Annotated in this window: 14 protein-coding genes; 9 read left to right on the plus strand and 5 right to left on the minus strand. The window is 66.9% G+C overall.

The features are described 5' to 3' along the window. The 3 genes from B2G71_RS12640 to B2G71_RS12650 all read right to left on the minus strand — a co-directional run bounded on the left by B2G71_RS12640 (window position 1) and on the right by B2G71_RS12650 (window position 2,171). Window positions 1-534: a biopolymer transporter ExbD gene (locus B2G71_RS12640; RefSeq protein WP_206049394.1), complete on the minus strand. Its 534-nt coding sequence runs from the start codon at window positions 532-534 to the stop codon at window positions 1-3. A 122-nt stretch (window positions 535-656) separates the two neighbouring features. Further along, on the minus strand, window positions 657-1,439 hold the full coding sequence (locus B2G71_RS12645) for a MotA/TolQ/ExbB proton channel family protein (protein WP_098106277.1): 783 nt from the start codon (window positions 1,437-1,439) through the stop codon (window positions 657-659). 69 nt (window positions 1,440-1,508) lie between these two features. Further along, window positions 1,509-2,171, minus strand: a complete 663-nt coding sequence (locus B2G71_RS12650; protein WP_098106279.1) for an energy transducer TonB — start codon at window positions 2,169-2,171, stop codon at window positions 1,509-1,511. Window positions 2,172-2,523: 352 nt separating this feature from the next. Here B2G71_RS12650 and B2G71_RS12655 point away from each other — a divergent pair, with 352 nt between their 5' ends. Then, a complete protein-coding gene (locus B2G71_RS12655; protein WP_098106282.1) occupies window positions 2,524-3,366 on the plus strand; it encodes a hypothetical protein in 843 nt (280 codons plus the stop codon). A 109-nt stretch (window positions 3,367-3,475) separates the two neighbouring features. Continuing rightward, entirely contained in the window at window positions 3,476-4,783 is a 1,308-nt protein-coding gene (locus B2G71_RS12660) for a homoserine dehydrogenase (protein WP_098106286.1), read from the plus strand. A 48-nt stretch (window positions 4,784-4,831) separates the two neighbouring features. On the opposite strand, the gene B2G71_RS12665 is transcribed toward B2G71_RS12660, so the two are convergent. After that, complete coding sequence (locus B2G71_RS12665) at window positions 4,832-5,290, minus strand: hypothetical protein (protein ID WP_098106289.1); 459 nt, start codon at window positions 5,288-5,290, stop codon at window positions 4,832-4,834. Window positions 5,291-5,348: 58 nt separating this feature from the next. On the opposite strand from B2G71_RS12665, the gene glpX reads away from it, so the two are divergent. Both glpX and B2G71_RS12675 read left to right on the plus strand, forming a co-directional pair. Further along, window positions 5,349-6,347: a class II fructose-bisphosphatase gene (glpX, locus tag B2G71_RS12670; RefSeq protein WP_098106293.1), complete on the plus strand. Its 999-nt coding sequence runs from the start codon at window positions 5,349-5,351 to the stop codon at window positions 6,345-6,347. Window positions 6,348-6,435: 88 nt separating this feature from the next. Further along, window positions 6,436-7,371 (plus strand): ribose-phosphate pyrophosphokinase, encoded by a 936-nt coding sequence (locus tag B2G71_RS12675; protein ID WP_098106296.1) that lies wholly within the window; start codon window positions 6,436-6,438, stop codon window positions 7,369-7,371. 44 nt (window positions 7,372-7,415) lie between these two features. On the opposite strand, the gene B2G71_RS12680 is transcribed toward B2G71_RS12675, so the two are convergent. Continuing rightward, complete coding sequence (locus B2G71_RS12680) at window positions 7,416-8,309, minus strand: helix-turn-helix domain-containing protein (protein WP_240530144.1); 894 nt, start codon at window positions 8,307-8,309, stop codon at window positions 7,416-7,418. 224 nt (window positions 8,310-8,533) lie between these two features. Here B2G71_RS12680 and B2G71_RS12685 point away from each other — a divergent pair, with 224 nt between their 5' ends. The 5 genes from B2G71_RS12685 to pheS all read left to right on the plus strand — a co-directional run bounded on the left by B2G71_RS12685 (window position 8,534) and on the right by pheS (window position 11,752). After that, entirely contained in the window at window positions 8,534-9,316 is a 783-nt protein-coding gene (locus tag B2G71_RS12685) for an inositol monophosphatase family protein (RefSeq protein ID WP_098106304.1), read from the plus strand. A 13-nt stretch (window positions 9,317-9,329) separates the two neighbouring features. Further along, the gene (locus tag B2G71_RS12690) at window positions 9,330-9,761 is read left to right on the plus strand and encodes a gamma-glutamylcyclotransferase family protein (RefSeq protein WP_240530145.1); all 432 of its coding nucleotides are present in this window, start codon (window positions 9,330-9,332) and stop codon (window positions 9,759-9,761) included. A gap of 162 nt (window positions 9,762-9,923) precedes the next feature. Further along, window positions 9,924-10,127 carry a 50S ribosomal protein L35 gene (gene rpmI, locus B2G71_RS12695; RefSeq protein ID WP_098106307.1) on the plus strand — a complete coding sequence of 68 codons (204 nt, stop codon included), beginning with the start codon at window positions 9,924-9,926 and terminating at the stop codon, window positions 10,125-10,127. 17 nt (window positions 10,128-10,144) lie between these two features. Then, window positions 10,145-10,504, plus strand: coding sequence for a 50S ribosomal protein L20 (gene rplT, locus B2G71_RS12700; RefSeq protein ID WP_098106310.1), 360 nt, complete (start codon window positions 10,145-10,147; stop codon window positions 10,502-10,504). Between the two features lie 150 nt (window positions 10,505-10,654). After that, window positions 10,655-11,752, plus strand: coding sequence for a phenylalanine--tRNA ligase subunit alpha (pheS, locus tag B2G71_RS12705; RefSeq protein ID WP_098106437.1), 1,098 nt, complete (start codon window positions 10,655-10,657; stop codon window positions 11,750-11,752). The last annotated feature ends 14 nt before the right edge of the window (window positions 11,753-11,766 follow it).

Consider the following 11,766-nt stretch of genomic DNA (forward strand, 5'->3'; position numbering starts at 1 on the left):
TCAGCCGTTCGGATCGACCGGATTCGAGATGAAGCCGACGGTCGGGTAGCCCGAGATCTGCACGTTGTAGATGGCGCCCGCGACGCAGCGCCACGGCGCGTCGACGTCACCGCGAATGTGCACCTGCGGAATGGCGTCCGGATTGGCCTTGAGGGCCTCGGGGCCGCCTTCGCGCTTGACGATGGCATCGAGCCGCTTGAACGCCTGATCGCGCAGTTCCTCGGCATCGACCGGGGTGACGTTGTTGAAATAGACGCGGCATTCGCCGTTGCGCGAGGCACCTGCATAACCAGGCTCGCCGGCGCTGCGGCCTGCGTCGTCGGTCGTGGTGACCGTCAGCAGCAGGTTTTCCACCTTGTCCTTCGATTCGACGGATTCGATGATCGGGATGCGCAGCTTCTCGATCGTCTGAATCGCGACGGGGACCGCGATGAGGAAGATGATGAGGAGCACCAGCATGACGTCGACGAGCGGCGTCGTGTTGATGTCGGACATCGGTGTTTCGTCACCGCCCCCGCCCGTGGATATCGCCATAGTCGTAGTATCCTAATTCTTGGAAACCAGTCCGGGGAGAGGGCGACGGGCACGCATGCTCGGCCCGCCGCTTTGAACCCCAGCGCCGTCCGGGCGGAATCCCGGCCGGCGCTCGTGCTACCTTACGGCTTCGCGGGAGCGGCCGGCTTGGCCGGAGCAGCAGCAGGCTTCTTGGCGGCCGGAGCCGGCGCCGTCGCGACGGCGGGCTTGACGGCGCCGCGCGAGGTGATGTTGGCCAGCACTTCGCTCGAGAAACCGGTGAGCAGCTCGGCGATGCGCTTGTTGCGGCTCTGCAGGTAGTTGTAGGCGAGCACCGCGGGAACCGCGACGAGCAGGCCGAGCGCGGTCATGATGAGCGCCTCACCGACCGGACCCGCGACCTTGTCGATCGAGGCCGAACCGGCGAGACCGATCGCGATCAGCGCGCGGTAGATGCCGACGACGGTACCGAACAGGCCGATGAACGGCGCGGTCGCGCCGACGGTGGCGAGAAACGGCAGACCCGAAGCGAGACGCGCGTTGATGGTCGCTTCCGAGCGGGCCAGCGAGCTGTGCATCCAGTCGTGGGCCTCGAGCGCGTCGGTCATCTTGGCGTGCTGCTCCTCGGCGGCGAGACCGTCGTCGACGATCTGGCGCCAGGCGCTGTTCTTGTCGAGCTTGGTGGCGCCTTCGCGCAGCGTCGGGGCCTTCCACAGGCTCGTGCGGGTGGCGCCGTACTGGCGCAGGATCTTCGACTGTTCGAACCACTTGGTGAACAGGATGTAGAACGATCCGAAGGACATGATGCCCAGGATGATGACCGTGGCATAGGCGATGAAGCCGCCCTGTTCGAGTGCTTCGGCGAAACCGAATTTGTTCTGCGGCGCGCCTTCGGCGGCGGCGGCAAGGATTTCTACGATAAGCATGCGATAGGTCCTCTCAAGAAAAGGTAGCAGAACGGGAGGCTGCCCCGGACCGGACAGCCTCCAGAGAGATCAATCCGGAATCACCCATCGGATCCGGTTCGAGTATGTGCTTTGGACTTCCTGGCCGTTCTCAAGCGCAGGCTTGAAACGCGCGCGGCGAGACACGTTCTTGCACGTCGCTTCATCAAGGTCGGCGTGGCCGCTCGAACTCGTGATGACGCAATCGACGACGCGCCCGTTCGTCCCGACCGTGACGCGGAACCCGGTGGTTCCGGCACGCTCCTCGCGCAGGGCGCGCGAAGGATAGTCGTTGGTGGTCGCCCAGTCGCCGGGGTTGTTGCGCGGCTCGGGCGCACGCGTCGGCCCCTTCGGGGGCGGCGGAGCCGGAGGCGGCGCAACCGGCGCGGCCGGCAACGCGATCACGGGCGCCGGCGGCGGTGCAACGGAGACCGTGTTGATTGGCGGCGGCTTGGTTGCCACGTTGATCTTCACGGGCGGTGCGACCGGCGGCGGCGGCGCCTCAACCTTCGGTTGCTCCGGCGGCGGGGGCGGCGGTTCTTCCTTCTTCACTTCTTCCTTGATGTCGACGGTCGTCACCTTGTTGATCACCTTCTTCGCCGCTTCGTAGGCGAGGCCGGTGACGAGCGCGTAGAGCAGGAAGACGTGGAGCAGAAGAACGACTATGAAAGCGGTAAGCTTGTTGCCGCTCATCTTCTGGTCAGCGTAGGCCATTCAGTCGCGTCACTCCATCACTAAACTGCCACGGGGCAAGCCCCGGAACCGCACGATCCGGACGTGGTGCGTCAGGACCATGACGAAACCCATTTTTGTCCACCCTGACGGCTGACGAATTGCCTTGGAGATAGCTGGCGCCACTCGGCAAAACGTGGGGCGCTTATCGTTGTGTCACCCCGATTTGGCGCAATCCTTAGCGAGGGCATCGCAACCGTGCAACGCCTTATCGCCCTTTCGGGGGTTAACCAATGATTCAGACGCGCCGCAGTGGAATGAGCGAGGCGTGATTTTGAGCTGATTGCCCGACGCGGTAATACGCGGTCATAGCGATGCTTAGGAGAATTTGGGAATGCCATCAGCAAGGCGCAAGCGGGCCCTGATCTTGATAGCTTGCGGCGCGCTCGTCGCGCCGGTCGTGGCGGCGCAACCGGTGGCTCCGGCGGCGTCCGGGCCCACTTATGCGGACCTCGTGGATCTGGCCGATTCGGCGCCGCTGGTAATCAAGGCGAACGTCCGCAAGGCAATCAGGGTGAGGAATGAGCGCGCGCCTGGGCTCGCGCCCGGAACGGGGCGATTCTACGTCGAGGCGCGGACCGAGGCGCTGCTCGCGGGCAATGCTCCGATCGGCGAATCCCTTGCCTATCTCGTCGACCTTCCCCTCGACGAGCGCGGCAAGGGCCCGTCGATCAAGAAGACCAGCGTCCTGCTCTTCGCGCGTCCCGTTCCGGGACGGCACGGTGAGGTGCAGTTGATCAAGCCGGGCGCACAGCTTCCCGCGACTCCCGCCAACGAACAGCGCGTGCGCGCTCTGCTCACGGCGCTGCTGTCCCTCGACGCCCCGGCGAAGATCACGGGCCTGCGCGAGATGCTCTACGTGCCGGGCACGCTCGCGGGCGAGGGCGAAACGCAGATGTTCCTTTCGACCGAGGACCGTTCGGCGGCCTCGATCACGGTCCGCCACGAGCCGGGGCAGGCGCCGCGCTGGGGCGTGTCCTTTTCCGAGCTCGTCGCCGACGTCGCCAATCCGCCGAAGCCAGGGACGCTCGAATGGTATCGCCTCGCGTGCTTCCTGCCCGCCACGCCGCCGCCGGGGGCCAATCTTTCGCAAGGCGTGACGGCGCGACGCCAGGCCGAAGAGGACTATCGCACGGTGATGCGCGCGCTCGGGCCCTGCCAGCGCACGATGAACTGACGGCCGCCGGCCCGCGGCCGGGGGGCCGCCGCAGTTCTCGCGGGCCCGTGCGAAGCCTCTGGCCTTTCGCCGACCGCTCGCCTAGGGCGCGCTGCCGGAAAGGAATGACATGGCTGAACCGCTCAGAATCGCGCTCGCAGGGCTCGGGACCGTCGGCTCCGGAGTGATCCGGCTGATCGAGACCAATTCGGAATTGATCGCCAGGCGGGCGCGCAGGCCGATTCGCATCACCGCGGTGAGCGCACGCGACCGCAGCAAGGATCGCGGCGTCGACCTGTCGTCCTACGTGTGGGACGACGATCCCACCAAGCTCGGCCAGCGCGAGGACGTCGACGTCGTTGTCGAACTCGTGGGCGGGTCGGACGGTCCGGCGCTCACGCTGGCGCGCAACACGATCGCGGCGGGCAAGTCGCTGGTCACGGCGAACAAGGCGATGATCGCGCACCACGGGCTCGAACTCGCCGCCGCGGCCGAGGACGCCGACGTCGCGCTCAAGTTCGAGGCGGCGGTCGCGGGCGGCATTCCGGTGATCAAGGGGCTGAGCGAGGGCGCGGCGGCCAACCAGATCGACCGCGTCTATGGAATCCTCAACGGCACCTGCAATTACATCCTCTCGCAGATGGAAGATACCGGGGCCGCTTTCGGCGACGTGCTCGCCGAGGCGCAGCGGCTCGGCTACGCCGAGGCCGATCCCACCTTCGACGTCGAGGGGATCGATGCCGCGCACAAGCTGTCGATTCTCGCGTCGATCGCGTTCGGCACGCAGTTGCGCTTCGATGCTGTCGAGACCAGCGGCATTTCGCGAATCATGTCGGTCGACATCGAGCAGGCGCGCGCGCTCGGCTACGTCATTCGCCTGATCGGGCTCGCCGAAGCGGGCTCGCGCGTGGGCGTGCCTGGTCTGTTCCAGCGCGTGCGCCCGCATCTCGTGCCGGTCGACCACCCGCTGGCGCACGTCGACGGCGCGACCAACGCGGTCGTCGCCGAGGGTAACTTCATGGGCCGGCTGCTGTTCCAGGGTCCCGGCGCGGGCGACGGTCCGACCGCGAGCGCGGTCGTCGCCGACCTGATCGACATCGCGCGCGGCGAATGGGGCGTGGGCTTCTCGATGCCGGCGGCCGAGCTGCGCGAGATGGCGCCGGCGGACAGCGGCATGCGGCGCGGGCGGGCCTATATCCGCTTCATCGTGCCCGACCGCCCTGGCGTGCTTGCCGACATCACCGCGGCCATGCGCGACGCCTCGGTCTCGATCGAGAGCATGATCCAGAAGGCGCGCGACGACCAGACCGGCGAAGTCATGCTCGCGCTCGTGACTCACGAAGGCCCCGAATCGGCGGTCGACGAGGCACTGCGCGTGCTCGAAGGCTCCGACAGCCTGACCGCCCCGCCGCTGGTGCTCACGATCATCGGCACCTGAGGCGGGGGCCGCTTTGCCGGTTTGGCGATCGACGAGGACTCGCAGTGCTCAGTCCCCGCGTTTCACGCCCCGGGCGATGAGGTCGGCGTCGGAGCCGGCGGGCGCCTCGGGAATCGATTCGAGATCGACGAAGTAGGCCGGGCCCTTCGGACAAGGCGGCACGAAGCAGCCGCGCGCGGCGGTCACCCCGGGATACTTCGGCTCGAGGTCGGGCGGGCGGATCGATCCGTCATCGAGCGCCTGCGAGGAGAGCGGATCGACCTCGCTCGTCGACTTCGCGCGGAACTTGCTGTCGTCCTGCGCGCAGACCACGATCTCGCCGCTCGCGGCGCGCTCGTAGCACTGCGCGCGCGAGCGCTGGGTCGAATAGGCGCTCTGCGAGCGCAACATCATTTCGGCGATTTCGCTGTCGCTCCTGGCGGCTTCCTGAGCGTGGGCGGTGCCCGAAACGGCCAGGGCGGCGGCAGAGGCGGCAATGAAAACCGCGCAGCTTCTCGACAATTTCATTTCCCCTGTCTAAGCGCTGGCGTCGAACCTTCCTTCCGCCGCTTAATCCGGACTGAACATGACCAATAGCTCGACTCCAGCAAGCAAGGTACTCGATCGCGTTCTCGTCCTCGAAATGGTTCGGGTCACGGAAGCCGCCGCGATCGCCGCATCACACCTCATCGGACGCGGCGACGAGAAGGCGGCCGATCATGCAGCGGTCGAAGCGATGCGCAAGGCCTTTGACGAACTCGAGATCGACGGCACCGTCGTGATCGGCGAAGGCGAGCGCGACGAGGCGCCGATGCTGTTCATCGGCGAGAAGGTCGGCGGCGCGATCGGCAGCGGGCCCAAGATCGACATCGCGCTCGATCCGCTCGAAGGCACGACGATCACCGCCAAGGCCGGCCCGAACGCGCTCGCGGTGCTTGCCGCGGCCGAGGAAGGCTGCCTGCTCAACGCGCCCGACGTCTATATGGAGAAGCTCGCGGTCGGCCCCGGCTATCCCGAAGGCGTGATCGACTTGTCGAAGTCGCCCACCGAGAACGTCCAGGCGGTGGCCAAGGCCAAGGGCGTCGAGCCCAGCGAGATCATCGTCTGCGTGCTCGATCGCCCGCGTCACGCCGATCTCATCGAGGAACTGCGCGGCATCGGTTGCGGCATCCAGCTCATTCCCGACGGCGACGTCGCCGGCGTGATCGCGGTGACCGACGAGAACACCACGATCGACATCTACATGGGATCGGGCGGCGCGCCCGAGGGCGTGCTCGCCGCGGCGGCGCTGCGCTGCGTGGGCGGCCAGATCCAGGGCCGCCTGCTGTTCCGCAACGATGACGAGCGCGCCCGCGCGCGCAAGTGGGGCATCGAGGATCTCGACAAGATCTATACCCTGGGCGAACTGGCCAAGGGCGACTGCATCTTCGCGGCGACCGGCGTCACCAACGGCTCGCTGCTCGACGGCGTCAAGCACTTCAAGGGCGGCAAGATGACCACCCAGAGCGTTGTCATGCGCGCCAGCTCGGGCACCGTGCGCTGGATCAGGGGCGAGCATCTGCGCGGCGAGACCGGCGGCGACTGACGCCGTTGATAAGCCGCGCGGCTTGTATTGCAATTGGATGATCGTTGGCTAGACGCGGGTCGCGACAGACGACGCGCGGGGATTCGCCATGAAAATCTTGTCCGGGAACAGCAACCTGCCTCTTGCCAGGGCTGTCGCGGGATACCTTGAACTGCCGCTCACCGACGTGAGCGTGCGGCGTTTCGCCGATGAGGAAGTCTTCGTCGAGATTCACGAGAACGTGCGTGGCGAGGATGTCTTCGTGGTTCAGCCCACGAGTTTCCCCGCGAACGACAATCTCATGGAACTGCTGATCTGCATCGACGCGCTGCGGCGCGCCTCGGCCAAACGGATCACCGCCGTGGTTCCCTATTTCGGCTATGCCCGGCAGGACCGCAAACCCGGCCCGCGCACGCCGATCTCGGCCAAGCTGGTGGCGAACCTGATCACCGAGGCGGGGGCCGACCGCGTGCTGTCGGTCGATCTTCACGCCGGGCAGATCCAGGGTTTCTTCGACATTCCCACCGACAACCTGTTCGCCGCGCCGGTCATGGCCGCCGATATCCAGGCGCGGCTCGGCGGGCAGAACCTGACCGTGGTCTCGCCCGACGTCGGGGGCGTGGTGCGCGCGCGCGCGCTGGCCAAGCGGCTCGACAACGCGCCGCTCGCGATCGTCGACAAGCGGCGCGACCGGCCCGGCCAGTCCGAGGTGATGAACATCATCGGCGAGGTCGAGGGCCGCGCCTGCATCCTGATCGACGACATCATCGATTCGGGCGGGACGCTGTGCAACGCGGCGCAGGCATTGCTCGACGAGGGCGCGACCAGCGTGACCGCCTATATCAGCCACGGCGTGCTTTCGGGCGGTGCGGTGGCGCGGGTGGCCAAGTCGGCGCTCAAGGAACTGGTGATCACCGATTCGATCCTGCCGAGCGATGCCGCGCGCGATTGCGACAAGATCCGCATCCTCACCATCGCGCCGCTGCTCGGCGAGGCGATTCGCCGGATCGCGGACGAAAGTTCGGTCTCGAGCCTGTTCGACTGACCTCCCGCCGTCCGGCGCGAGCGATCCGGGCCTTTTTGCCGAACCTACTGCCAGGGGCGCGGCTTGCCCGGTTCCAGCCGCTTGAGGAACTCGAGCCGCCGTGCCTGTCGCAACTCCAGCGCGAGCGTCATCAGCGGTTGCGGCGTCTCGGTGAACTGGCGGGGGGACATTCCGAACAGTTCGGCGAACTCGCGCAGGAAATGGCTGTCGTCGTAGTAGCGCAGCGAAAGCTCCTCGCTCTCGGCGCCGTCGGCGACGCCGCGCAGATAGCTCGCCATGTCGAGCGCGCGTGCTCGGCGCAGCACTTGCTTGGGCGGCAAGCCGAAGTCGCGCTTGATGATCCGCTCCAGCTTGCGCAGGTCGACGCCGCATTCGGCCGCCGCCTGTTTGACCGAGATCGCGGGGTTCGAAAGCGTCAGCCCCTCGAAGCTCGCGGTGACCGGATCGGGGACCGGCCACCCCATCTTCTCGGTGCGGATACGGAAGAGCGATTCGATGCGCCGGCACCAATCCTCGGGGGCGGCATCGGGGGCGAAGGTGTCGATGACGGCCTTATCGTCCGGCGAGACTATCTCGACCGGCGCGATCCGGTCCAGATAGTCGCCCAGGCGCGGCCCCTTGAGCGAGGTGCAGGCTCCGGGCCTGATCGCGATGCCGACGCCGGCGACGTTTCCTCGCATGCTGTATTTCATGCGCCGGCTCTGCGGGCCGAAGAACAGGGCGCTGCGGCCGAACGCTATTTCTCCGTCGATGGTTTCGGCCTGTGCCTGGCCGCTGAACATGATCCGCACGAACGCGGTGTCGTTGAGCAGGCCGCAGCGCAGCACATGGCCGGGTTTGACGTCGAACTTGATGACGTAGATCCGCGCGATCCAGGGAGCGAGGTCTGCCGCCGGGGCGCGGTTGTACGACAGCGGCTGTCCATCGCGTGTTTGCACGACGGATCGCGTAACCGCCGGATCGACCGCCGGAACCCCATTCCGTTGCCTCTGCATTTTGCCCCTGAGATGCCCCTTCGTTATTCCGGTACGGTGCTTTCGGCGCGAACGCCAAGAGGGTTCAAAACCATAAGCGAGGCATTGCACCTGAATTTTTTTACAGGTTGGTCCGGCGAAGACCAATTGCTTGACCCGGGTTCGGCGGTCGGGCCAAGAAAAACACCATGCATCTCGATGAAGACCTCAAGCTCGCCGTTCGCCTCGCCGATGCCGCGGGAGACGCGATCCGCCCGCATTTTCGGTCCGGGTTGGAGGCGGAACGCAAGACCGACGCCTCGCCGGTCACGGTCGCGGACAAGGCTGGCGAGGAAGCGATGCGCCGCATCCTCACCGCCGAAGTACCGAGGGACGGCGTCATCGGCGAGGAGTTCGGCCGCAGCGAGGGTGCCAGCGGGCGCCAGTGGGTGCTTGATCCGATCGACGGCACCGTTTCGTTTCTCGCCGGGCGGCCGATCTTCGGCACGCTGATCGCGCTTCTCGTCGAGGGCTGGCCGGTGCTCGGCGTGATCGACCAGCCGATCCTCGGCGAGCGCTGGATCGGCGCGAGCGGCCGGCCCACCACCTTCAACGCCGGTCCGGCGCGCACCCGCGCGTGCCGGGCCTTGTCCGACGCCTCGATCGCCACGACCGGGCCGCACTATTTCGACGAGCACCAGGGCGCGCATTTCATGGCGCTGGCGGCGAAGACCGATCACAAGCGCATGGTGATGGGCGGCGACTGCTACAACTACGGATTGCTCGCGTCCGGACATATCGACCTGGTTTGCGAGGCCGGGCTCAAGCTGCACGACTGGGCAGCGCTGGTTCCCGTCGTCGAGGGCGCGGGGGGAACGATGTGCGACTGGAACGGCGAGCCGCTCCACGCCGAATCCGACGGCCACGTGCTCGCGATCGGCGATCCCGCCCGGCTCGAGGACGTGATCGAAGCGCTCGCCTGCCATCACTGAGGCGGCGTCGCGCGTGCGCCGGATCGACCTCTTTCTCTACGGAACGCTGCAACCCGCCGCCGGGACGCGCATGGCGCGCTGGCTGGAAACCATGGCGCGCGATCTCCGGCCCGCGCGCGTGCCGGGGCGAATCGTCGCGCTCAGGGGCGGCAACGGCTGGTTCCCGGCGCTCCAACCGGGATCTTCAGGGATGGTGTGCGGCACGCTTGCCGAACTCGACCTGCCGCCCGGCGCGCTGGCGAAGCTCGATCGCTACGAGGGCGGCGAGTATCGCCGCCGGGCGCTGCGGGTGCGCCGCGGCGACGGCGCGGCATGCACGGCGCAAGTCTATGTCTGGACCGCGCCGTTGCCCGAAGGTGCGCTGCCGGTCGCGGGCGGCGATTTCCTGCGCTGGCTCGAGCGGAGCGGACGCCGTGCCTTCACCACTCCGCGCAACGGCGCCTGAGGCGGCGCACGCCTCAAGAGACTTGCCTTTTGGCAGGTGGGCCACTAAAGGCGCGCCCTTCAATCGACACGCGAGAGTCGTCCATCCGACGATTCTCAAGGACCTGTCTGGCGAACAGGGCTGCCTCGGCCGGTCCCGCGTGTCCCGAACCAGGAGACGAAAATGCCCAAGCTCAAGACCAAGAGCGGTGTGAAGAAGCGCTTCAAGCTCACCGCGACGGGCAAGGTCAAGCACGGCGTCGCCGGCAAGCGCCACCGCCTGATCAGCCACAACGGCAAGTACATCCGCCAGAACCGCGGCACCGAGGTCATTTCCGACCCCGATGCCAAGGTCATCAAGAAGTGGGCGCCCTACGGGCTCAACTGAGACAGGAGTACTAGCCAATGCCCCGCATCAAACGTGGCACGACCACACGTGCCAAGCACAAGCGCATTCTGGATCAGGCCAAGGGTTATCGCGGCCGTCGCAAGAACACGATCCGCGTCGCGCGCCAGGCCGTCGAGAAGGCCGGCCAGTACGCCTATCGCGACCGCAAGATCAAGAAGCGCAACTTCCGCGCTCTTTGGATCCAGCGCATCAACGCCGCGGTTCGCGCCGAAGGGCTGACCTACTCGCAGTTCATCCACGGCACCAAGCTTGCCGGGATCGAGCTCGACCGCAAGACGATGGCCGATCTCGCGATGAACGAGAGCGCGATCTTCTCCAGCGTGATCGCGCAGGCGAAGGCGGCGCTGCCGGGCTGATCCGGCCGCAATCGCATACCGCACGGTTTTCGAAGGGCGCGGAGAGCTTTTGCTCTCCGCGCCCTTTCCGCTTGTGCGTTGCGATTCGCCCGCATCGTGCCTAAGGACCGCGGCTCCAAGACCAGCATACCGAGGCAAGGCGAAAACAAGGTGGACTACGCAGCAACCGGGCAGGACGCGCTGGCGCGAATCGCGCAGGCGCAGGATCTCGACACGCTCGAGGCGCTGCGGGTGGAGTTTCTCGGCAAGCAGGGCTCGGTCTCGGGCCTGCTCAAGACGCTCGGCAAGATGACGCCGGACGAGCGCCAGGTCGAAGGCCCCAAAATCCACGCCCTGCGCGAGAGTGTGACCGAGGCGCTTGCCGCGCGCAAGGCGGCGTTCGAAAGTGCCGCGCTCGAAGCCCGGCTCGCGTCCGAGACGATCGACCTCTCGCTGCCCGCGCCCGAGACGCCGCGCGGCTCGGTGCATCCCGTGTCGCAGGTCATGGACGAACTTGCCGAAATCTTCGCCGACATGGGCTTCGCGGTCGCCACCGGCCCCGAGATCGAGGACGACTGGCACAACTTCACCGCGCTCAACATGCCCGAAAGCCATCCGGCGCGCGCAATGCACGACACCTTCTACTTTCCCGATCGCGACGCCAAGGGCCGCGAGATGCTGCTGCGCACGCACACCTCGCCAGTGCAGATCCGCTCCATGATCAGCGAGGGCGCGCCGCTGCGCGTGATCGCGCCGGGTCGCGTCTACCGTTCGGACAGCGACGCGACGCACACGCCGATGTTCCATCAGATCGAGGGCCTCGTCATCGACAAGGGCATCCACCTCGGCCACCTCAAGTGGACGCTGGAAACCTTCCTCAAGGCCTTCTTCGAGCGCGAGGACATCGTCCTGCGGCTGCGCCCGAGCTATTTCCCCTTCACCGAGCCCTCGGTCGAGGTCGACGTCGGCTATGCCTACGAAGGCGGCCGGCGCGTCGTCGGCGGTTCGGGCGACGCGCCGGGGCACGCCTGGATGGAAGTGCTCGGCTCGGGGATGGTCAATCGCCGCGTGATCGAATTCGGCGGGCTCGATCCCGACGAGTGGCAGGGCTTCGCCTTCGGCACCGGCGTCGACCGGCTCGCCATGCTCAAGTACGGAATGGACGACCTGCGCGCCTTCTTCGACGGCGACGTCCGCTGGCTCTCGCACTACGGCTTTTCCGCGCACGACGTGCCGACCCTGTCGGGCGGCGTCGGCACGGCCGCCTGAGCGAGGAAGGAACG

This window comes from Novosphingobium sp. PC22D (assembly GCF_002556635.1).
Classification (GTDB): domain Bacteria; phylum Pseudomonadota; class Alphaproteobacteria; order Sphingomonadales; family Sphingomonadaceae; genus Novosphingobium.